The organism is Trichococcus palustris (assembly GCF_900114465.1).
Classification (GTDB): Bacteria; Bacillota; Bacilli; order Lactobacillales; family Aerococcaceae; genus Trichococcus; species Trichococcus palustris.
The window spans coordinates 69,448-92,182 of sequence record NZ_FOTD01000001.1 but is presented as its reverse complement, the minus strand read 5'-3'; the positions used below and the strand labels follow the sequence as shown (position 1 = coordinate 92,182).

Sequence of the window (22,735 nt, the reverse complement as noted above, 5' to 3'; positions counted from 1 at the left end):
GGTTTTTAAGAAATTGATTAAAATTCGCTAAATTTATTCATATTTATAAGTATAAAAAGTCAATATAGCATATTTATGCATTTATTGACAAAAGGTATATTCCGCGCAGTACAAAAAAAATTTACCGTAAGCGTTACCGAATATTGATTTTAAGCCTTTAACAAAAATAAACATTTGTTTGGTAATAAAACATAATTTTATATCTCAATAAGTTTATATCAACCTCAGAATAATTCGATATTGCATTTTCATGAGGAAATAATGAACTTTTTTATCACATTACTTCATCAAACAGTTGGTTTTGATTTTATTTTTCGCAACAATACGGCTACAGTATGCGCTCCAACAAAATAAGACTCCATTTCCATGGGAATGTCTTTTCCTTCAAGATATACCCTGTTATCGTCTACCAAGACTGAATAACTTTGCTTTTCAAAACGGAAAGTAGTGTCATTCTCGTTTCCGTTGATGATGACGATAAATTCCTTTGATCTGTCCTTCAGCGAAAACGCAACGATATTAAAGTTTTGGCTGAGCGTTGTAAAGTGCTCTTCTATTTCGGTGGGTGTGTGCAAGCGGAATAGGTATTCCCTTTTCCTTAAGGCAATCAACCCTTGGATATACTTAACGGACTGCTGATGCGTCACTACTCTGTCCCATTCAAATTGATTGATTTCATCGGAAGACTGGAAGCTGTTTGCGTCGCCCTCCTTGGTCCTCAGAAACTCCTGCCCTCCGTGTATGAAAGGAACGCCTTGAGCCAAAAGGATGATGCTGGTAGCCAAGGTATGACGCTTGATGCGTATTTCTTCAGCGTCGTCCGGATTGGAACGCAATAATTTATCATACAGAGTCAGATTATCATGCGCCTCCACATACTGGATGACCTGTTCGGGTTCGATGTAGGTCCCATGACTCGGCAAATGCATGGCGCCTTTTATATTTCGCAACAACAGATCTTCCTGGTAATTTTTGCCGCTGATGAATCCTTTATCTTTTTCGTCCCCGAAGTCGCTACCTTTGAGGACGACACGGATGGAGTCGTTGAAATGGGCGATTCTTGGCATGTTTTCGGCATTCAATTGTATGGCCATTAGATTCTCCGCTAAAGGCGTCTGCATCTCCCAGCCCTCCCCTATCAGGATAATCGAGGGATCGATGTCATCTAAAGCGTCCCTTATGGCATTCATCGTGGCGATGTCATGGATGCCCATCAAGTCGAAGCGAAAACCATCGATGTGGTATTCTTTGGTCCAATACGTGATGCTGTCGATGATGTATCTCCGCATCATATGCCTTTCGGAAGCCGTATCGTTACCTACTCCCGTACCGTTCGCCAACGTGCCATCCTGATTATAACGGTAATAATACCCGGGCACCGTCCGTTCCAACGCTTGTTCTTGCGGATCGTAGACATGGTTGTAGACGACATCCATGATGATGCGGATGCCACTATCATGCAGCGCCTTGATCATCTGCTTCATTTCGGCAATTCTCGTGAACGGATGAAACGGATCCGTGGAATAGGAACCTTCCGGAACATTATAGTTCAATGGATCATACCCCCAATTATATTGCGGCTTCTCCAAATCCGTTTCGTCTACGGATGCATAATCAAACATCGGCAAAATTTGAACGTGCGTGATGCCTAAATCAATCAAATAATCCAGCCCTGTGGTATATCCTTCGGCTGTTTTTGTGTTTTTTTCGGTCAGGCCCAGAAACTTTCCCTTATTCTTTATTCCGCTTGAAGGCGAGATGGAGAAATCACGAATATGCAGTTCATAGATGATGGCTTCTTCCGGAATGCCGAATGGGGGCATACGCTCTCCCCATTCAGCCGGATTTGTCCTGGATAGATCAGCGATGACCGTTTTTGTCCCGTTTACAGTGACTGCGCGTGCATAAGGATCGACAGTGACTGACTCATGGTTATTGAAGAACGTGACTTTATAGTTATAAATGGTTCCATGTTGATCCCCAGGCAAAAACAGCTCGAATACACCCTTGGGCTTCGCTGTCATTTTAAACGTTTGAGATGCGACAGCAGTCAGGGTATCCGAAAAAATAAGCACTTCAACATTCTGAGCGGTTGGTGCCCATATACGCAACAGCGTCCCTTTTGGACTGTAGATTGCCCCCAACTCCCCGTCATAGGCAAAGGTATCATCAAAATAATCCGATCTCACAAATCGAAACATCTCTTTATCGATTGTTTCACCATCACGTGAATCGGAAAAAAGTTCCTGCAGTTCATTTATCTGAACCCAGTTTTGGAAATCTTCCAACATTGCTCGCCACCTCCTCTCATTCATAGTATACCAACACGGGCCGGTTTAGAGGTACCAAAAAGGCCAAAAAAAGAGACAAGTTTCCTTGTCTCCTCAAACCGTTATTTCCCGACGGTTGCATGTATGGTAATGCCGCTGTTATCTTTGAAGATGAGCGTGTCAGCAGCTGTTTCATACGTTACATTGTTTTTTTCCAATCTGTCTTTCAAGGCATCCAATTCGGACTTGCTCGGCAACAGCCAAGTGTAATAGGCCATTCCGGTCTGTGTTTCCAATGGCGCAGGAAGGTTTCTGCCGGACCAAACATTGGAACCGATATGGTGATGGTAATTACCGGAAGCGAAGAACTTAGCCTGTCCGAAGTAATTGGACTTCAATGCGATGCCCAGCACATTCACGTAAAATTCTTCCGTGTCCTCCAGATCATGGACGGTTAAATGGACATGGCCCATTTTTGTTCCTGAAGGGATGCCAGCAAATAATTTTTCCATCGATTGAACCACAGCTTCCGTATCCATTGCGGCAGTAATGCCTTCAATTCTGCCGTCAGGACGGATATCCCATTCTGCCATCGGTTTGTCGCGATAGATTTCGATGCCGTTTCCTTCTGGGTCATTCAGATAGAGCGCTTCGCTGTAACCGTGGTCGCTGGCGCCGACCAGATCATATTTTTTTGTCACCAAATGATACAGCATCGCCCCTAAATCGCCTCTTGTCGGCAACAGGATTGCCAAGTGATAGAGTCCGGCAGTCACTGTGCGGCTGCTTGCTTTGGGTATTTCAATCAGTTCAACCAAAGGTACATTATCCGTTTTCACGCCCAAAACGGTAGCATGCGCTTGTTTTTCCAATATATCTAATCCGATGGCTTCTTGATAGAAGGCTGTCATCTTCTCCAAATCATTCACTTTCAATACAACTTTCCCTAGTTCCCAATTGTTTGTTTTATCCATAATTACCCTCACCTTTTCAAAATTGATTTTACTTTTTTAAACAAATGATATTTTCCCCTGTCGGAATGATCGCAAGCGGAAATGTATGGCATTCCGTATACTTTTAAGGACGGCTTTAATGGTGATATGAAGCCAATTTGCATTACACCACCAATCACTGTCTCTGCATGTATTCCTTTTGCGTCTGAGTCAAAAGTCTGTTACTCAAAATATACCTATCAACATAACCTATTTACCCAAAAAGAAAAGAAAATGTATCTCAACCATAACGAACATTTTGTAAGTGATTCATAAGATGATTATATTCCGCTTTCCCCTCAATGTCAAATATATATTATTCAGATATATTCATTTCGAGACATTCACCAAAGAGAATTCCGAAAGAAGCACCTACCCTTCGATCAGAAATTCTTCCAACGTATAGGCCAATTCGACATACGGATCATCTGTATACCAATGCCGGCTGCTCCCTAGGCAGGCACAATAATAGGAAATGCCCTTTTCTCTGTATAGTTTCCGGAAATGGACATGACCCATGACGCTGTGCTTGATGGGATAGTCTTTGTAGAGTTGCATGTAACTGGTATTACCGAGGAAGGCGTTATAGTAATCATATACTTTATGCGGCAGGGGGATGACAAACTGCGGGTGCGTCACGACATGCGTCATGAAGATGATTTTTCTGCCTGCGGCATGGTGCAGATCTTGTTTGATTTCCTGGTACATGTCTTCCGCTACGGATACATCATCCTTTTGCCAATGGACGTATTCGCGGTCATTCCAACCGCCGACCTTCAGCTTTTTTTTGGAAAATTCATCTTTTGTGTATTTGCTGCTGCCGAATCCGTAATCGTACCAACCCGGATTCCCGACCACTGCCCAATCCTCATTGAGCAATAACGGACGGCCGACAGGGTTCTCATCCCGTTCTTTAAACAAGCGATAAATTCTGTCGGTGTCTTCTTCATGATTGCGGATCGACCAAAAGTCATGGTTGCCTGGCACAAAAAGGATTTTGGAGACGGCATGGTTCTTCATGTTATCCAAAAACTTGAACGTATCATGATAGTCGGAAGAAACATCCCCCGCCAACAGCAACAAATCAATTTCCTGGTTATAGAGCAGTTCAGCCAACAGACGGTCGTAGGTCTGGCCGGGGGCTAATTTTTTTCGGTTTGAATCAATATGCAGATCAGAAATGACACCTATCTTCATTTCGGCTCCTCCTTTTTAACGATGGCCCCAAATGAACGCCATCTCTCTGAACGGTCTGATTTACTATCAGTATAGCACGAAAAAAAGCGGATAGCTTTTACGCCATCCGCCTATTTGTCATATAAATTATTTTGTGAAAACGTCTGTCAATGGAGGGACAACTTGCTTTTTACGGGAAACGACGCCCGGTAAGTTTGCCGTATTGTTTACAAGTTTAACACCGAATGCTTCTTCAACCGCATCCAATGGTGAGCCGATAGCTAACAATGCAGAATCGCTTTCGATGATGTTTGTGATGACCATCAAGAACAAATCATAGTTTTCCGTTTGATTGGCTGCTTCCATTGCTGCAGAAAGCTCTGCTTGTCTCGATAGGACATCTTGTACGTCAACCGTATTGACTTGTGCGATGCGCACGTTTTTGTCGCCCATCGGGAATGATTTGGCATCCAGCGTCAATAGCTCAGCTACCGTTTTCGTTCCCAAGTTGGTACCTGCCTTCAGCATGGTCAAGCCATATTCTTCCAAGGAAATGCCTGCGATTGCAGCTAAAGCAGTGGCGGCCTCCTTGTCTTCCTCCGTGCAAGTCGGGGATTTGAACAACAGGCTATCCGAAATGATGGCAGATGCCATCAAGCCAGCCAAGTCAGCGGGAATGGCGATATTTTTTTCTTTGAACATCTTATAAAGGATGGTGTTTGTGCAGCCGACTGGTTCCGCTCTGTAGTAAAGCGGATTTGCCGTTTCAAAATTAGCGATGCGATGATGATCGACTACTGCGTACACTTCAACGTCTTTGATATCCGATACGCTTTGTTGCGCTTCGTTGTGATCGACCAATACGACAGTATCGGTTTCGTTCGCTGCAGTTTCAATAACACGGGGAGCATTCACATTAAATTTTTCAAGTGCATAAGCCGTTTCTTCATTAGGAAGACCTAACGCAACCGCTTCTGCTTCCATTCCGGTTTGATTCAAAAGATAGGCATAGGCGATAGCAGATGTAATCGCATCTGTATCAGGATTTTGGTGCCCGAAGACTAATAATTTACTCATTTTATTCCCTCTCTCTTCCAGTATCTTCAATAATCATAATAAAAAAGAAAGAAAAGAGCAATGACAATTCTCTTTTCTTTCAGAAAAACTCATCTATTATAGGGTCAAATACCCTTTGTAATCTTCTGTATGCAACAATTTCTTGGCATTTTCCACCCGTTCAGCAGTCGGTGGGTCGATGCCTTCCAATTGGTAAGGAATGCCAAGCGTTTTCCATTTATATACGCCCATTTTATGGTATGGGAGTATTTCCACTTTGACGATGTTTTTCAACGTCTTAAGGAACGCGTCCAAACGGATCAAAAATTCATCGTAGTCGGTACGTTCTGGTATCAGGACATGGCGGATCCAAACCGGCTTGTTGATGTCCGAAAGATACTTAGCCAATGCGATGATGCTTTCGTTCGGCCACATAGTCAGTTCTTTATGTTTTTGGCTGTCGATGTGTTTGATGTCCAACAACAACAAATCGGTGACCGCCATCAATTTTTCGAATTGGCCGAAAAACGGTTCATCATAAGTGAACGGCAAGCCGCATGTATCCAATGTCGTATGGACACCGAGCGCTTTTGCTTTCGTGAACAATTCGATCAAAAAATCGATTTGCAACAAGGGTTCCCCGCCGCTGACGGTGATGCCACCTTTCGCGCCCCAGAATGGCTTATATTGTAAAGCGAGTTCCAACAGTTCATCCGTCGTCATCTCATTGCCGCCGCCGATATTCCATGTATCCGGATTATGGCAGAACTGGCAACGCATCCGGCAACCTTGCATAAATATAATAAAGCGGATTCCTGGACCATCAACCGATCCGAAGCTTTCCGTCGAATGCACAAATCCTTTTAAAGGTTCAGTCATTTCAAAAACTCCTTTATCTGTTATTTCTTATATTCATTGTATATTGTCTAAGGAATATTTCCTATCAAAAGAAACGAAATGTTCATTTCCTTTGATAGAAAACGGATGAATCCGATGATTCATCCGTTTAATTTTATATGATAAAGTTTTTTTTAAAGAGTGATTACATCATGTCGTGCATCGTACGGTTGATAACGTCCATTTGTTGTTCACGAGTCAACTTGATGAAGTTAACAGCATATCCAGAAACACGGATTGTTAATTGTGGGTAGTTTTCTGGGTGATCCATAGCGTCAAGCAATGTTTCACGGTTGAACACGTTAACGTTCAAGTGATGTCCGCCTTTAGCTACATAGCCGTCCAGCATCGTTGAAAGATTTTCTTTTTGTACATCTTCTTCACGGCCTAAAGCTTTAGGGATGATTGAGAATGTATTAGAAATACCATCTAATGAATATTTGTAAGGAATTTTAGCAACTGAAGATAAGCTTGCTAATGCGCCGTGTGTATCTCTGCCGTGCATTGGGTTAGCACCTGGTGCGAATGGTTCGCCGGCTTTACGTCCGTCAGGAGTGCTACCTGTTTTCTTACCATAAACCACGTTAGAAGTGATTGTAAGGATTGAAGTTGTAGGGATAGAATTACGGTAAGTATGGTGTTTCTTAACTTTAGTCATGTATTGTTTCAACAAGTCGATACCGATTTGGTCAGCGCGGTCATCGTTGTTACCATATTTAGGGAAGTCGCCTTCGATTTCGAAGTCAACTGCGATGCCGTCTTCGTCGCGGATTGGTTTAACTTTAGCGTATTTGATAGCTGAAAGTGAGTCGATTGTCACTGAGAAGCCAGCAACACCCGTTGCCAATGTACGGATAACATTTGTATCATGTAATGCCATTTCCAAAGATTCGTATGAATATTTGTCATGCATGTAGTGGATAACGTTCAACGTGTTCACATACAACGCCACAATCCAGTCCATCATAACATCGAATTTTTCCGCTACTTCATCGTAATCAAGATATTCTGAAGTGATTGGTTGCAATTTAGGTCCGACTTGTTTTTTCTTCTTCTCATCAACCCCGCCGTTGATTGCGTAAAGCAATGTTTTAGCTAAGTTAGCACGAGCTCCGAAGAATTGCATTTGTTTCCCGATTCTCATTGCGGATACACAGCAAGCGATACCGTAGTCATCGCCCCATTCAGCGATCATGATGTCATCATTTTCGTATTGGATAGCGCTTGTTTCGATAGAAACTTTAGCACAGTATTTTTTGAATCCTTCAGGTAATCTAGTTGACCATAGAACTGTCAAGTTTGGTTCTGGAGCTGCGCCCAAGTTAGTCAATGTATTCAAGAAACGGAAGCTGCTCTTTGTTACCATTGAACGGCCGTCTAAAGCCATACCTGCGATTGATTCAGTAACCCATTGTGGATCTCCTGAGTATAATTCTTGGTATTCTGGCGTACGTGCAAATTTAACCATACGTAACTTCATAACGAAGTGGTCAACGATTTCTTGTGCTTCTGCTTCTGTCAATGTTCCGTTTTCCAAATCGCGTTGGATGTAGATGTCTAAGAATGTAGATGTACGTCCTAATGACATTGCTGCACCATTTTGTTGTTTAACAGCCGCTAAGTATCCGAAGTATAACCATTGGAAAGCTTCTTTAGCGTTTGTAGCAGGTTTTGAAATATCGAAGCCATAGATAGCGCCTAAATCTTTCAATTGTTTCAAAGCTCTATATTGTTCGCTGTACTCTTCTCTTAAACGGATAACGTCATCTGTCATTGTGCCGTCGCCGATGTTAGCGAATTCTTTTAATTTTTCTTTCATCAAATAATCAACACCATATAATGCTACACGACGGTAGTCACCGATGATGCGTCCACGTCCGTATGCATCTGGCAAACCAGTGATGACGCCGGTAGTTCTTGCTGCGCGCATTTCTGGTGTGTAGGCATCGAATACGCCTTGGTTATGTGTTTTTCTGTATTCACGGAATGCAAATGAAATTTCTGGGTCAACTTTGTAACCAGCTTCTTCACATGCTTGTTCGCTCATGCGGATACCACCGAATGGCATCAAGCTGCGTTTCAATGGTTTTTCAGTTTGGAAACCAACGATTTGCTCTTTATCTTTGTTCAAGTAGCCTGCTTCATGTGATGTGATAGTAGATACAACTTTTGTATCCATATCCAAAACGCCGCCAGCTTCTCTTTCTTGTTTCGTCAAATCCATTACTTGATCCCATAATTGAGTAGTTGTTTCAGTTGGGCCTTCTAAGAAACTTTCGTCGCCTTTATATTCAGAGTAGTTCTTTAAAATGAAATCTCTTACATCGACTTCTTCTTTCCAAGTTTTGCCTTTAAACCCTTGCCATTGTTCCATTATATTTGTTCCTCCTCAAAGTGCTTGCACATTGTGATATGTGTAACAGGTTTCTACATGAATATTATAACACGTCCCTACAAAAGTGCAACAACTATCAAACTATTTTTGGTATTTTTTAAATGTTTTTTTGGGAGGTTCTATGAAAACGTAATACATATAGCTTTTTTGCTGGTTGGACTGTTTATATAACTATCTAATAGTTAGTGAATGTTTTACTATTCGACCGAAACTGTTACATTCAAAAAGCGGAAACTGTGTTATTACACAGCCTCCGCTTTTTGAAATTGTTTATAACAGAATATTAGAGTATTCTAATTTGTGAAAAATTATACGCTTTTTCGACGCTCGTAACTTCGCCGTCTGTCTTCTCATTGATGGCGAAGCTGCCGTTGGCATATCTAGGGCTGAACGGCACTTCTTTGCTCTCAGCCTGTATGTCAGCGCCATTGGTGGTATGGATGATGTATGTGTTCGGCTGTTCCAGCGAACTATCCATGTAGATGATGCGATGCGGTTTTGCCTTTAATTCCTTCAAGAGCATAAGTCCTCGTTTGGCCCTTCCTAATGGTGGGACTTCTCCGGACTTGAATCTCTTGATGTTCCCTCTTTGGGTGATGATAAGGATAGGATAGTCTTCATTTTGTTCCGTGAAGACCGCTCCACCGACGACGAAATCGCCCGTTTTCAAGTTGATCGATTTTACGCCGCTTGCCCGCGTACCGATTGTAGGGACTTCGCTGACGGGATAGCGCAATGCGAATCCGAAATGGGTAGCCAACAAGATTTCATAGTTCGTTTTTTCATCAAGGTAATGCAGGGAGACGATTGCGTCCGTTTCGTTTTTCATTTTCATTGCGACGCTCTTTTTGTTCCGGTACCCTCTGAATGTCGTAAACTCATTGAGATTGGTTTGCTTGATCAACCCATCCTGCGATACAAACAACACCGTTCCGGTCGCTTCGGTATGATGCTTCATTATAGTGACACTGATGATTCGTTCATCCGCGGCGAAAGGAATATTTTGGGATAGGTGATGCCCGATGTCCTTCCATTTCAATTCAGGCAATTCATGTATCGGGAAATGCAGATAATCCCCTTTGTTAGTGAACAGGACAACCGCGTCCAGTGTGGAAGCTTTCCCGATGAATAGTGGTTTATCCCCTTCGCGCAACGCCACCTCTTCGATTGCCGAGGCAGAGAACGAACGGACGCTCGTGCGTTTGTAATAGCCTTCTTTCGTCACGACAACGATGACTTCTTCGTCCGGCACCAGTACTTCGGTATCGATCTTAATTTCGTCGATTTCAGCCTGTACGCTGGAACGGCGTGGGTTTGCATATTGTTTTTTGACGGCCGTCAATTCGTTTTTCATGACTGAATACAACGTCTTATCATCTTTCAGTATGCTTTGATACATGGCCACTTGCTCGTTCAAATCCATTTTCTCATTTTGCAGAGCGGTGATGTCCGTATTGCTCAAACGGTACAATTGCAAGGAAACGATTGCTTCCGCTTGTATTTCTGTGAAGGCATAGCTTTTGATCAAATTCTGTTTTGAATCTTTTTTATCTTTACTGTTGCGGATAATTTGAATGACTTCATCCAGAATGGAGATGACTTTTATCAACGCATCCACAATGTGCAGTCTTGCTTCCGCTTTTTTCAGGTTGTATTTCGTCCGTCGTGTGATGACCTCTTTTTGATATTTGACGTAGGCTTTCAGGATTTGGTGCAGCCCTACTTGTTTCGGACGGCGTTCGTCGATTGCGACCATATTGAAATTATAGTTCACTTGCAGGTCGGTGTTTTTCAAAAGGTAATTCAGGATACCTTCCGCATTTGCTTCCTTCTTCAATTCAACGACGATCTGCAGGCCGGTCCGGTCAGATTCATCACGGACTTCCGATATCCCCTCGATTTTTCGGTTGATGCGGATGTCATCCATCTTTTTGACTAGTGTCGCTTTATTTATTTCATAAGGGATTTCCGAGATGATGATCTGTTGCTTTCCGCCGCGGATTTCTTCGATCCTGGTTTTGGAGCGGACAATCACTTTTCCTTTGCCCGTTGTGTAAGCATCCTTCAGGCCTTCCAAGCCTTGAATCATCGCTCCGGTCGGGAAATCGGGTCCTTTCACGTACTTCATCAAATCGGCCAGGGTAGCATCCGGATGGGATATCAAGTGCAACGTCGCATCGATGACTTCCCCCAAATTATGCGGCGGGATATCCGTCGCATAACCTGCAGAAATCCCGGTTGCGCCGTTAACGAGCAGATTGGGATATTTTGCCGGCAGAACGGTAGGCTCTTCATCGGTGTCATCGAAGTTCAGGACGAAATCGACCGTTTCCTTGTCGATATCACGCAGCAACTCCGCCGATATTTTGGATAGTCGCGCTTCAGTATAACGCATGGCGGCAGCCGAGTCGCCGTCCATGCTCCCGTTATTCCCGTGCATCTCTATCAGCTCTTCACGCATTTTCCAATCTTGGCTCAACCGCACCATCGCTTCGTACACGCTGGAGTCTCCATGCGGGTGATAGTTACCGATAACATTACCGACTGTCTTGGCCGATTTACGGAAGCCCTTTTCGGAAGTATTGCCCGCCACAAACATCGCATACAATATCCGTCTTTGAACGGGTTTTAGCCCATCGCGGATATCCGGCAAAGCACGATCCTGGATGATGTATTTGGAATAACGGCCAAAACGGTCTCCCATCACATCTTCAAGCATTATTTCTTTGATTTCTTGATTATCCGTCATCTTACTCTTCACCACTTTCAAAATCTAATGCTATCTGCTCAATCTCATGTTCCGAGGAGTCTTGCTTCTCGATAGCCTCTTTCTTTACTTGCTCCTGCATATGTGCTTGGCCATCTTCCGTTGCATTTTCGGATAACCCTTCCTCCAGGATGCTCTTTTTGTCTTCCATGGAAAATTCGACATGCTCCTCTATCCATTTGCGGCGCGGTTCTACTTTATCGCCCATCAGAGTGGTCACCCTGCGTTCCGCTTGCGCTTTGTCATCGATGAGGACACGGATCAGCGTTCTCGTATCCGGATCCATTGTGGTTTCCCAAAGCTGGTCCGCATTCATTTCACCCAACCCTTTGTAGCGTTGCAGGATGTAGCCTTTGCCGATGATAGCGATTTTTGCGGCTAGCTCTTTTTCGGTCCAGGCATACTCGATCTTTTCGGATTTCCCGATCCCTTTTGAAACCTTATAAAGTGGCGGCTGCGCCAAATAAATCTTTCCGGCGTCCAACAGCGGCTTCATATAGCGATAGAAGAAGGTCAACAGCAGAATCTGGATATGCGCACCATCCGTGTCCGCATCGGTCATGATGATGATTTTATCGTAGTTGCTGTCCTTGACGTCAAAATCGGCGCCGACCCCGGCCCCTACGGTATGGATAATGGTGTTGATTTCTTCGTTCTTCATAATATCCTGGATACTGGCGCGTTCCGTATTGACGACTTTCCCTCGCAACGGAAGGATCGCCTGGAATTTGCGGTCCCTTCCCTGTTTTGCGGATCCGCCGGCGGAATCTCCTTCGACCAGGAACAATTCATTTTTCTTTGGATTCTTGCTCTGCGCAGGTGTCAGTTTGCCGGAAAGCAGGGATTCGTTCTTTTGGCGTTTCTTACCGTTCCGTGTATCTTCCCTTGCCTTACGGGCAGCGTTTCTTGCCTCTCTTGCTTTCAAAGATTTCCGGGCAAGCATTTGTGCCGTTTCGCCGTTCTCAATCAGATAATAGCTTAATTGCTCGCTGATCAGACTGTCGACGGCTGCTCTTGCTTGCGGGGTCCCCAATTTTTCCTTTGTTTGTCCTTCAAACTGCAAGAGATTTTCAGGGACACGTAAAGACAATACGGCCGACAACCCTTCGCGGACGTCACTGCCTTCCAGGTTCTTATCTTTTTCCTTCAGCATGCCGATTTTCCGGGCATATTCGTTGAATGCTTTCGTTATAGCCGTTTTCGCACCGACTTCATGCGTGCCGCCGTCCTTGGTCCGGACATTGTTTACGAATGACAAGATGGTCTCTGAATAGCCGTCATTGTATTGGAAAGAGAACTCGACCTCAATGCCATCCGATTCGCCGCTGAAATAGACGATTTCATGCAACGTATCCTTTTCCTCGTTCAGGTAAGCGACAAATTCCTTGATGCCTTCTTCGTAGCAAAAGGTCTCGCTTTTGTCGGAGCGTTCGTCCGTGAGCGTGATTTTCAAGCCTTTCAGCAGAAACGCTGATTCACGGAACCGCTCTGCCAATACTTCATAGGATAATTGCGCTGTGCCGAATATTTCTTTGTCGGGCAAAAAATGGATCAGCGATCCATTGTCCTTCTGCACATTTTTTTCTTTGGTCAGCTTGTTTGCCGGCTTGCCGCCGTTTTTGAAAGACATCTTATAGACTTCATGTTCCCTGATTACGGAAACTTCCAGCCATTCCGACAGAGCGTTCACAACACTCGCGCCTACCCCGTGAAGACCTCCTGAAGTCTTATAGCCGCCTTGTCCAAACTTTCCGCCGGCGTGCAGTACAGTGAAAATGACTTGGATGGTCGGAACTCCGGATGCATGCAAACCGGTTGGCATGCCGCGTCCGTTGTCTTTCACGCTGACACTTTGATCCTTATGGATGGTGACGTCTATTTTATCGGCATAGCCTGACAACGCCTCATCTACCGCATTGTCGACAATTTCATATACTAAATGATGCAAGCCGCGTGCATCGGTCGACCCGATATACATTCCTGGTCTTTTTCTGACTGCTTCAAGTCCTTCGAGGACTTGAATGGAGTCGTCATCATAATTAAATACTTTATCTTGTGCCATGAAAAAACTCCTTCATATCTGTCCTTATACGAACATCTATTCTATCATACTTTAAAATATCGAATTTGAAAAGAATAAAACGGTTTTACGCTAAATGCAACTAGTATCACACCCCCTATAGGAAAAAAACACATAAAATGTTAGAATGATAGGGAATTGAAAATCTGATATTTAGTTTCAACAATAGGAGTGAAGAAAGAATGACAGCAATCGTCATCATCCTTGCATACTTGTTGGGTTCCATCCCTTCAGGTATTTGGATAGGCAAATATTTTTACCACACAGATATCCGTAAACTCGGCAGCGGCAATTCGGGAACAACGAATACCTACCGCGTATTAGGCAAAAAAGCCGGCACAGTCGTATTGATCATGGATATTTTAAAAGGCTCCATCGCAACGCTATTGCCCCTGTGGTTTGGCTTGAGTATACACCCTTTGCTCATCGGTGTCATTGCGGCAATCGGACATACGTATCCTATTTTTGCCGGTTTTAAAGGAGGAAAGGCCGTTGCCACCAGCGCGGGTATCATACTGGCGTACAATCCGCCTTTTTTCATGATCGCTATCGTCTTCTTTTTGGTCTATCTTTATTTTTCCCGGATGGTCAGTCTCTCCAGCATCTTAGCCTGTCTGACGGCCATTGTCGTTTCCTTTTCCTTCCACGATTGGGCTCTGACCACCGTGACCGTTTTCTTGACGATATTCATCACCTACCGTCATCGTTCGAATATCGAACGGATCAAAAACGGAACCGAAAGCAAGGTTCCTTTCGGGTATAGAGCCAAGGAAAGCAAATAAACAACGCAAAGAAAAAGGGCACCCCTAAATCATCAAGCATGATTTAGGGGCGCCCTTTTTTGGTCCTGGATCAGCAGCCCTGAGCGGATCTGCCGGGATTTAAAAGAATTCGATTTTATGTTCTGCCGTGAATTTTTCCCCTGCATTCAGCGAATGGATGGCTTGTTTATGTTCGATGTCCCCATCTGAATTTGTAAAGTCGGCAAGCCCACACCACGGTTCAATGCAGATATACGTTGCATCGCTTTGATTCTTGGTCCAGATGCCTACATAATCGAAGTCCTTGACCGTCATTTTCACGCCATGGCTATCCTTCGTTGAAGTGAGCGTCAGGGTCATTGGTTGTCCGGCTTTGAAGATGATGGCATCATCGGCAAACAGCCCATGTTCCAGCGGAATATGATTTTGGTTCACCCGTCTGCTGTCTTCTGCCGCGACAAATGGCCCCCGCAGGAAAATGCGTTCCCGCTCGATGGCAGGCTCGATGGTGATGGCATAATCCGTAAACACCGTTTCCCCAGCCAATGGGACGTTGAACCCCGGATGCCCACCGATGGAGAAGAACATGGTTTTTTCATCCATATTCTTCACTTTGTAGGTGACCACCAGTTCATTTTTGAAGAGTCGGTACGTTATCTGAAGCCCGAATAGGAACGGATAAACAGACAGGAAACGCTCGTTCGGCTGCAAAATAAACGTGATGCTGTCGGATAGGCGTTCATGGACATGAAACTTGCTGTCCCTTGCGAATCCATGCTGCGTTAAATGATAAGGAGTACCTTTATAGTGGTAGGTATCTTCCTTTAATCGGCCGACTATCGGGAATAAGATGGGTGCATGCCTGTTCCAAACCTTCTCATCACCTTGCCAGATGTATTCGATCCCTGTCTCCTTAGCGGTGACACTGATTATTTCTGCCCCCACGTCTTTCACTTTTACGGTAAGGTGTTGATTTTCTATTACAAATTCCATTACTGAGTCCCCCATTATTATACTTCTCGTTCCCGCTGTTTTCTCTTTTATTTAGAAAACAAGGCTTTCTGCAATGCATCCAATAATTGCGTAGAGGCAACCTTGATGAATGTCCCCTTCATCCCCAGCGATCTGGTTTCGATGATCCCTGCAGATTCCAACTTACGCAAGCCATTGACAATGACCGAGCGGGTGATGTTGTTTTCTTCCGCTATCTTGGACGCGGTGATCCGTTCCTCCAGCGATGAGAAATGCCGAAAAATCGCTTTTACGGCCTCCAACTCACTGAACGACAATGACTTGACTGCAATCTGGATCATGGTTGTGACGCGCGTCGCCTCTTCCGTCACCAAATTGATGGAATGGAGCATCTCCATCCCGATAACGGTCGCGCCATGCTCCGCAAGGATCAAATCGCCGCTGTCGAACACCGGAGCCATCCTTGCTAAAATCAAGCTTCCCAACCGCTTCCCGGCCGCAAAAATCGGGATGATGGTCGTCATCCCGGTAATGAACAGATCCCGGCTCTCGATCGGAAAAGCCGTCATATCCGATTCGATGCCGATATTAGCGGTCGTCTGGTACAGCGCGGATAAATTTTGGGCGTATTGTTCAGGAAATTTTGTGTCTGTCAGCATCTGCTTGATGCGATAGTTGTTTATATCGGTCGCTTCACTGTAGCCCAACAGATTCCCATATAAATCGATCAGATACGTATTGGCCCCCAAAATGTCCCCTAACACGGTGGCCATTTCGGTAAAAGGCAATGAGCCTTTTTTATGAGCCGCGGTAACGAAGCCGCCTTCTTTTTGGAGCATCTTATTGATTCTTCTTAACTTTTCTAATAATTCATCCATAGTTTCCCCCACATGTCTCCCTATTAGAAAATAGTTGCAGCTTGTACCCATCTGTCAGAAATGGTCATTCATCATGCACAGGCCAATTTCTGCTGATTCTTTATAGGATATATCTTCGTAAATCCTTATTTTCGACGATGTGCGCCAATTTTTCATCCACATAATTTTCGGTGATGGTGATTTGATTTCCGGGTATCTCGGATGCTTCAAAAAGCAAATCTTCCAATAATTTTTCCATGATGGTATGCAATCTTCTTGCTCCGATATTGTCCGTCTCTTCGTTCACCTGGGTTGCGATTTTCGCCATTCTCCGGATGGCCTCCTGCGTGAAGGTGATGTGGACATCCTCCGTCCCCAGCAATGCGATGTATTGTTTCAACAAGGCGTTATTCGGTTCCGTAAGGATCTTGACGAAGTCATCCTCCGTTAAATCATTCAATTCCACCCTGATCGGGAATCGGCCCTGCAACTCAGGAATCAAGTCGCTCGGCTTGGAAACGTGGAACGCACCCGAAGCAATGAACAGAATGTGATCCGTTTGAATCGATCCATATTTTGTCGAAACTTGCGAACCTTCCACGATAGGCAAGATATCCCGCTGGACGCCTTCGCGCGATACTTCCCCAGTATGTTGTGATTTTGAAGTGATTTTATCGATTTCATCAATGAAAATAATGCCGTTCATCTCCGCTATCTTCAATGCTTCCAGAGAAATATCATCTTTGTTGACCAACTTATCCGTCTCTTCCTGCACGAGAATGCCGATAGCGTCGGCCACTTTCAGCGTCCGTTTGATTTTCTTTTTAGGGGTAAAGGATTCAAAAGCTGACTGCAACATCATCATTTGCTCGTTGTTCCCACCTGCACCCAACGGACTGCCTTGTTTTTCCTCAACTTGGATGGTCACTTCGCGATTGTCGAGCAAGCCTTTGCGCAATTGCTCGATGATTTCGATGCGTTCCTTGGCGATCTCGGTCGTCACCTCCTCGGAAACTTCCTCTTCCATTTCGCCGGGAAGCGGCATCCCCATATTTTTGAACATGGTTTGCCAACTGTCCGCCTCTTTGCTTTGCGGTTTAGCTTTCTTGATACCCGGCTTTAATGCTTTCGCCAATCGTTGCAAAGCCTGTTCGTAGGCTTTGCTGTAGACCTCACTGCGTTTTTGCTTTTCAACGATCTGGATGGCGTTCTCCACCAAATCCCGGACCATTGATTCAACGTCACGCCCTACATAGCCTACTTCCGTAAATTTTGTCGCTTCAACCTTTACAAAAGGGGCTTCCACCAGCAACGCCAATCTTCTTGCCAATTCCGTTTTACCCACACCGGTAGGACCGATCATGAGGATGTTCTTAGGCGTCACTTCCTGCTGCATAACGGCATCCAGCTTCAGCCTGCGGTATCTGTTCCGCAATGCTACGGCGATGGCTTTTTTAGCCGCGTCTTGGCCGATGATATATTTATCCAATTCCTTTACAATCTCTCTAGGTGTTTGGTTATATTTTCCGTCCATTTCTCATTCACCCCCTAAAATTCTTCAACGATAATATTATCATTGGTAAATACGCAAATCTCGGAAGCAATCTTCAGACTCTCATAGGCTATTTCCTTAGCCGATAGCCCTGTCCCTTTTCGTTTCAAGGCGCGGGCCGCCGCCAAAGCGAAATTACCGCCGGAACCGATGGTGAGAATGCCGTCATCTGGTTCAATGACTTCGCCGCTCCCCGAAACGAGCAGCATCTGGTCTCTGTTCATCACGATCAGGAGGGCTTCCAATTTTTGCAAGGCACGGTCTCCACGCCACTCTTTGGCGACTTCTATGGAGGCGCGCAGCAGGTTACCTTTGTATTGATTCAGTTTTTCTTCAAATTTATCTTCCAGCGTGAAGGCGTCGGCAACACCACCCGCAAATCCGACGATGACTTCATCGTTGTAGATGCGCCGGATTTTTTTTGCTGTGCCTTTCATGATAACGGATTCGCCCATCGTTACTTGTCCGTCACCGGCCATCGCCGATTTCCCGTTGTACTGTACTGCGCAGATTGTTGTCATCCTTCATTCCTCCAATTCATGAGATCCCCGCTTAGCGCGGGGATGATACAGGTTATAGTTCCTTTGCAGAGCATCTTTCGTCACGTGCGTATAGATCTGCGTAGAGGAGAGACTGGCATGCCCCAAAAGCTCTTGGACCGTGCGCATATCCGCCCCGTTATTAAGCATATCAGTCGCAAAGGTATGGCGGAGCATATGCGGATGGAGATCGCCGGTCAAACCCGTCTTCTTCATCACCTGCTTCAACACATATTCCACACCACCAGACGTGATCGGATCTCCGAGCCGGTTGACGAACAGCTTATCATGTTCGCGCTGATTTTCCGTCATCAGAACCTTCCGGCCTTTTTCCAGATATTCTTGGATGGCGTCGGCTGCATAATGGCCGAACGGGACATACCTTTCCTTGTTCCCCTTGCCGAGCACCAGCACGACGCCCAAATCGAAAGCGATGTCATCCAAGCGGATGTTCTTGCACTCGCTTACCCGGATGCCGGTAGCGTACAGCAGTTCTATCAATGCTGCATTGCGGTAATCCAGCGGTTTATTCCCTCTGGCTGCAGCCAATAGCTTTTCCAATTCTTCTTCATATAGATATTGCGGAAGCCTTAAATTCTTCTTTTTGAACGAAATGTAGGCTAGCGGATTCTCTGTCATGATGTCATTCCGGATAAGAAAATTATAAAATCCCCGTAAGCTGGACAGCGCGCGCGAAATCGTGTTGCGGCTTAACTTCTGTTCATCCAAAAAACTTAAATAGAGGCGAATGTCGTAAATGGTTACCGCAAGCAAGGACGCGTTCCCGCTTTCCGCCAAAAATTGTTCAAATTTCTGCAAATCCAACAAGTAAGCCTTTACGGTTTCCACCGAATAGCGCCTTTCGATAGCTAAGTAGTTCATAAAGCGGTCAATTAATTCCTGATTGCGCAAAAAAATCCCTCCAACATCTTATGATTAAATTTATCACAATGTTGGGGAGATTTCAATGTCAGCGGGCCTTTCTTAAATTGTTTGGACAAATTCCTCCAAAGATTTCAGGGCTCGATCCGCCAGTGTTTGATTTTTTAGTACTTTATCTTTTATTCGTTTTTCCAGCGGCTCGATGATGCCAAAGTTTGCATTCATCGGTTGGAAGTGTTTGCTGTCGGTATTCGTGATGTAATGCGACATCGCACCGATCATCGTGTTTTTTGGAAACACGACGCATCCAGACCCTTTCGCCATCCTTGCGGCATTCAATCCAGCCAGCAGTCCGCTGGCGGCACTTTCGACATACCCTTCGACGCCGGTCATTTGTCCCGCGAAGAAGAGGTTATCCCGCTTCAAGCTTTGGTAGGTTGCCCTCAAGACGCTTGGTGAATTCAAAAAGGTATTCCGGTGCATGACGCCGTATCGGACAATTTCAGCGTGTTCAAGTCCAGGTATCATCTGCAGAATGCGTTTTTGTTCTCCCCACTTCAGGTGTGTCTGGAAACCGACGATATTATACAAAGAACCGGCTGCATTGTCTTGGCGTAATTGGACAACGGCATAAGGGATTTCTCCAGTTCTGGGGTCTTCCAGTCCGACCGGTTTCATCGGTCCGAACAGCAAGGTTTTTTCGCCGCGTGAAGCCATCACTTCAAACGGCATGCAGCCATCAAAATATTTTTCTTTTTCAAATTCATTGACCGGCGCAACTTCCGCATGGATCAATTCTTGATAGAAGGCTGAAAATTCCTCTTTTGACATCGGACAGTTCAGGTAGGCGGCTTCGCCCTTATCGTAACGCGATTTCAGATACACCTTGTTCATGTCGATGCTTTCTCTTTCGATGACAGGCGCAGCTGCATCGTAGAAGTAGAGCCCTTCCGACTCGATGAAGGCTTGGATGGCTTTGCTTAACGGCTCTGACGTCAAGGGGCCGGTCGCGACGACCGTGATCCCTTCAGGCAGTTCATTCAGCTCATCCAGGTGGATGGTAATGTTTGGATGCTCCTCCAACGCTTTCGTCACGTAGGCTGAAAACGTATCGCGATCAACCGCTAAGGCTCCCCCGGCAGGGATAGAAGTGGCATCTGCCGCTTGCATGATCAAGGAATGCAAGTGACGCATCTCTTCTTTCAGCAATCCCGCAGCATTTGTAACTTGATTTGCACGCAATGAATTGGTGCAGACCAACTCGGCAAATCCACTCGTGTGATGAGCCGGGGTCATTTTTTTAGGTCTCATTTCGTAGAGGTTTACCTGGACACCTTGCTCCGCTATTTGAAAAGCAGCCTCGCTTCCGGCAAGGCCAGCCCCAATGACATTTACACTGTTCGTACTCATATAATGCTCACGCTCCATTACATTATTTCTGTAAGTCTTCTTCATAATCACACTGGCTGCATTTCACTTGCATACCGCCTTTTACTTTCTTCTCAACAAGATAATGTTGACACTTCGGACAATCGCGTCCGATCGGTTTATCCCAAGAAACAAATTCGCATTCCGGATACCGGTCGCAACCGTAAAAAATACGATTTTTCTTGGATTTTCTTTCGATGACCTCGCCTTTGTGGCAAAGCGGGCAGGTAACATTGATTTTTTTCACGATCGCTTTTGTATTACGGCATTCCGGGAAATTGCTGCAAGCATAAAATTTGCCGAATCTGCCTATTTTGATGACCATCGGATGGCCGCACAGGTCGCAATCGAACCCTGCTGGTTCATCCTTGATCTCAATCTTTTCGATTTCGACTTCAGCTTTTGCTAATTCTTCTGCAAACGGTCGATAGAAATGGTCGATGACCTTCACCCATTCCATTGTGCCTTCCTCGATGCTGTCCAAGTCTTTTTCCATCCCTGCAGTAAAGGAAATATTTACGATGTCAGGGAAATAAACGGAAATCAAGCTATTGACGATCGTTCCTAATTCGGTCGGTTCGAAGCGTTTTGCGGTGACTTTGACATAATACCGTTTTTGGATCGTGTCGATGGTCGGCGCATAGGTGGACGGCCTTCCGACCCCGTTCTCTTCCAAAGCTTTGATCAAGGTTGCCTCGGAATAGCGGGCAGGCGGTTGCGAGAAGTGTTGATTCGGTTCGATATCTTTTGAATAGACGGTGTCGCCGATGATCATTTCCGGCAACAGGTTATCCTTTTCCTTCGTATTGCCTTCAATATACACTTTTCGGTAACCCGGGAAGTTTTCTTTCGATCCCGTCGCGCGGAACCAAACATCTTCATGGACCAAATCTACTTTCATCGTATCGAAAATTGCCGGAGTCATTTGGCTCGCCAAAAATCGCGACCAAATCAATTGATATAATTTATATTGGTCTTTCGTCAAGAAGCTTTCGATTTCACTGGGAACGCGCAGGACACTGGATGGACGGATCGCTTCATGCGCATCTTGGGCCGACTCGGCATTCTTCACTTTTCTTTGCTTTTCGATAGCGTAGTCGGCGCCAAACGTTTCCGTGATATAGGTATGAGCCTCTTCGATCGAACCCGCTGACACTCGCGTGGAGTCCGTTCTCATGTATGTGATCAGGCCGACAGACCCTTCTTTTCCTAGGGGGATACCTTCATAAAGCTCTTGCGCAATCATCATCGTTTTCCGTGTTCTGAAATTCAATTTGTTTGCGGCCTCTTGTTGCAGCGAAGATGTCGTGAAGGGTTGGGCTGGATTTCTTTTTTGTTGTTTCTTCGTAACATCGGTAATCTGGAAAGCATTCGATTTTATTTTTTCAAAGACAGCATCAGCTTCTTCTTTGTTTTTCAATTTCATTTTTTTGCCATCCAAGCCATAGAATGCGGCATTGAAAGTATGCTTATCCTTTAAAAAAGTTCCATCAATCGTCCAAGATTCCACTGGTTCAAAATTGGCAATGTCCTCTTCGCGGTTGATGATCAGCTTCAATGCGACGGATTGCACCCGGCCAGCACTGAGCCCCTTTTTCACTTTCTTCCATAGTATTGGCGATATGGAATACCCCACTAAACGATCCAGGATTCTGCGCGCTTGTTGGGAAGATACCAAATCCATATTGATTGGACGTGGTTTTTTGATGGCCTCTTTTACCGCTTCTTTGGTTACTTCGTTATATACCACGCGAATATCATCTTCAGGGTTCAATCCCAACAGATGGGCAAGATGCCAGGCAATGGCTTCCCCTTCTCTATCCGGGTCGGATGCCAAGAATATTTTTTCTGCTTTGCGCGCATATTTTTTTAGTTCTTTTATTAGGTCACCTTTGCCTCGGATTGAAATATAGTCCGGATGGTAATCATTTTCAAAATCGACACCCATTCGACTTTTCGGTAAATCTCGCAAGTGGCCTTTGCTTGCTACCACTTTGTAGTTTCTTCCGAGATACTTTTCAATAGTTTTGGCTTTTGTAGGTGATTCCACAATGACCAGATATTTATAAGCCAAAGAAATGCCCCTCTCAACGAAATGTTTTTGTATGTAT

General features: G+C 45.0%; 16 protein-coding genes. 1 reads left to right on the top strand and 15 read right to left on the bottom strand.

Translation table 11 applies throughout. The annotated features are described in order from the left end of the window. Positions 1-287 precede the first annotated feature (287 nt). From pulA to parE, 8 genes are all read right to left on the bottom strand, one after another. A complete protein-coding gene (gene pulA, locus BM101_RS00390) occupies positions 288-2,291 on the bottom strand; it encodes a type I pullulanase (RefSeq protein ID WP_177194298.1) in 2,004 nt (667 codons plus the stop codon). A 101-nt stretch (positions 2,292-2,392) separates the two neighbouring features. Then, positions 2,393-3,244, bottom strand: a complete 852-nt coding sequence (locus BM101_RS00385) for a VOC family protein (protein ID WP_087031198.1) — start codon at positions 3,242-3,244, stop codon at positions 2,393-2,395. A gap of 390 nt (positions 3,245-3,634) precedes the next feature. Next, positions 3,635-4,459, bottom strand: a complete 825-nt coding sequence (locus tag BM101_RS00380; RefSeq protein ID WP_087031196.1) for a metallophosphoesterase — start codon at positions 4,457-4,459, stop codon at positions 3,635-3,637. Between the two features lie 126 nt (positions 4,460-4,585). Then, positions 4,586-5,515 (bottom strand): manganese-dependent inorganic pyrophosphatase, encoded by a 930-nt coding sequence (locus BM101_RS00375; protein WP_087031193.1) that lies wholly within the window; start codon positions 5,513-5,515, stop codon positions 4,586-4,588. Between the two features lie 96 nt (positions 5,516-5,611). Beyond that, positions 5,612-6,373, bottom strand: coding sequence for a pyruvate formate-lyase-activating protein (pflA, locus tag BM101_RS00370; protein WP_087031191.1), 762 nt, complete (start codon positions 6,371-6,373; stop codon positions 5,612-5,614). Positions 6,374-6,536: 163 nt separating this feature from the next. Next, positions 6,537-8,765 (bottom strand): formate C-acetyltransferase, encoded by a 2,229-nt coding sequence (pflB, locus tag BM101_RS00365; protein WP_087031188.1) that lies wholly within the window; start codon positions 8,763-8,765, stop codon positions 6,537-6,539. A gap of 304 nt (positions 8,766-9,069) precedes the next feature. Next, positions 9,070-11,535, bottom strand: coding sequence for a DNA topoisomerase IV subunit A (gene parC, locus BM101_RS00360; RefSeq protein WP_087031185.1), 2,466 nt, complete (start codon positions 11,533-11,535; stop codon positions 9,070-9,072). 1 nt (position 11,536) lies between these two features. Next, positions 11,537-13,615 carry a DNA topoisomerase IV subunit B gene (gene parE, locus BM101_RS00355; RefSeq protein ID WP_087031183.1) on the bottom strand — a complete coding sequence of 693 codons (2,079 nt, stop codon included), beginning with the start codon at positions 13,613-13,615 and terminating at the stop codon, positions 11,537-11,539. A gap of 200 nt (positions 13,616-13,815) precedes the next feature. On the opposite strand from parE, the gene plsY reads away from it, so the two are divergent. Beyond that, on the top strand, positions 13,816-14,415 hold the full coding sequence (gene plsY / locus BM101_RS00350) for a glycerol-3-phosphate 1-O-acyltransferase PlsY (RefSeq protein WP_087031180.1): 600 nt from the start codon (positions 13,816-13,818) through the stop codon (positions 14,413-14,415). Between the two features lie 99 nt (positions 14,416-14,514). Here plsY and BM101_RS00345 read toward each other — a convergent pair whose 3' ends face one another. The 7 genes from BM101_RS00345 to topA all read right to left on the bottom strand — a co-directional run bounded on the left by BM101_RS00345 (position 14,515) and on the right by topA (position 22,698). Beyond that, positions 14,515-15,387: an aldose 1-epimerase family protein gene (locus tag BM101_RS00345; protein WP_177194297.1), complete on the bottom strand. Its 873-nt coding sequence runs from the start codon at positions 15,385-15,387 to the stop codon at positions 14,515-14,517. A 47-nt stretch (positions 15,388-15,434) separates the two neighbouring features. Continuing rightward, positions 15,435-16,244: a GTP-sensing pleiotropic transcriptional regulator CodY gene (codY, locus tag BM101_RS00340; protein ID WP_087031173.1), complete on the bottom strand. Its 810-nt coding sequence runs from the start codon at positions 16,242-16,244 to the stop codon at positions 15,435-15,437. Positions 16,245-16,344: 100 nt separating this feature from the next. After that, positions 16,345-17,757 carry an ATP-dependent protease ATPase subunit HslU gene (gene hslU / locus BM101_RS00335; protein ID WP_087031170.1) on the bottom strand — a complete coding sequence of 471 codons (1,413 nt, stop codon included), beginning with the start codon at positions 17,755-17,757 and terminating at the stop codon, positions 16,345-16,347. A gap of 14 nt (positions 17,758-17,771) precedes the next feature. Beyond that, on the bottom strand, positions 17,772-18,296 hold the full coding sequence (gene hslV, locus BM101_RS00330) for an HslVU peptidase proteolytic subunit (protein WP_087031168.1): 525 nt from the start codon (positions 18,294-18,296) through the stop codon (positions 17,772-17,774). A 3-nt stretch (positions 18,297-18,299) separates the two neighbouring features. Continuing rightward, positions 18,300-19,226: a tyrosine recombinase XerC gene (gene xerC, locus BM101_RS00325; protein ID WP_256212083.1), complete on the bottom strand. Its 927-nt coding sequence runs from the start codon at positions 19,224-19,226 to the stop codon at positions 18,300-18,302. 72 nt (positions 19,227-19,298) lie between these two features. Continuing rightward, positions 19,299-20,606 (bottom strand): methylenetetrahydrofolate--tRNA-(uracil(54)-C(5))-methyltransferase (FADH(2)-oxidizing) TrmFO, encoded by a 1,308-nt coding sequence (gene trmFO, locus BM101_RS00320; RefSeq protein WP_087031165.1) that lies wholly within the window; start codon positions 20,604-20,606, stop codon positions 19,299-19,301. A gap of 22 nt (positions 20,607-20,628) precedes the next feature. Continuing rightward, positions 20,629-22,698, bottom strand: coding sequence for a type I DNA topoisomerase (gene topA / locus BM101_RS00315; RefSeq protein ID WP_087031162.1), 2,070 nt, complete (start codon positions 22,696-22,698; stop codon positions 20,629-20,631). Positions 22,699-22,735: the final 37 nt, after the last annotated feature.

What these genes read in the sequence shown, in the direction of transcription:
- pulA (WP_177194298.1), bottom strand. Translation starts at nt 2,291, where the DNA reads ATGTTGGAAGATTTCCAAAACTGGGTTCAGATAAATGAACTGCAGGAA.
- BM101_RS00385 (WP_087031198.1), bottom strand. Translation starts at nt 3,244, where the DNA reads ATGGATAAAACAAACAATTGGGAACTAGGGAAAGTTGTATTGAAAGTG.
- BM101_RS00380 (WP_087031196.1), bottom strand. Translation starts at nt 4,459, where the DNA reads ATGAAGATAGGTGTCATTTCTGATCTGCATATTGATTCAAACCGAAAA.
- BM101_RS00375 (WP_087031193.1), bottom strand. Translation starts at nt 5,515, where the DNA reads ATGAGTAAATTATTAGTCTTCGGGCACCAAAATCCTGATACAGATGCG.
- pflA (WP_087031191.1), bottom strand. Translation starts at nt 6,373, where the DNA reads ATGACTGAACCTTTAAAAGGATTTGTGCATTCGACGGAAAGCTTCGGA.
- pflB (WP_087031188.1), bottom strand. Translation starts at nt 8,765, where the DNA reads ATGGAACAATGGCAAGGGTTTAAAGGCAAAACTTGGAAAGAAGAAGTC.
- parC (WP_087031185.1), bottom strand. Translation starts at nt 11,535, where the DNA reads ATGACGGATAATCAAGAAATCAAAGAAATAATGCTTGAAGATGTGATG.
- parE (WP_087031183.1), bottom strand. Translation starts at nt 13,615, where the DNA reads ATGGCACAAGATAAAGTATTTAATTATGATGACGACTCCATTCAAGTC.
- plsY (WP_087031180.1), top strand. Translation starts at nt 13,816, where the DNA reads ATGACAGCAATCGTCATCATCCTTGCATACTTGTTGGGTTCCATCCCT.
- BM101_RS00345 (WP_177194297.1), bottom strand. Translation starts at nt 15,387, where the DNA reads ATGGAATTTGTAATAGAAAATCAACACCTTACCGTAAAAGTGAAAGAC.
- codY (WP_087031173.1), bottom strand. Translation starts at nt 16,244, where the DNA reads ATGGATGAATTATTAGAAAAGTTAAGAAGAATCAATAAGATGCTCCAA.
- hslU (WP_087031170.1), bottom strand. Translation starts at nt 17,757, where the DNA reads ATGGACGGAAAATATAACCAAACACCTAGAGAGATTGTAAAGGAATTG.
- hslV (WP_087031168.1), bottom strand. Translation starts at nt 18,296, where the DNA reads ATGACAACAATCTGCGCAGTACAGTACAACGGGAAATCGGCGATGGCC.
- trmFO (WP_087031165.1), bottom strand. Translation starts at nt 20,606, where the DNA reads ATGAGTACGAACAGTGTAAATGTCATTGGGGCTGGCCTTGCCGGAAGC.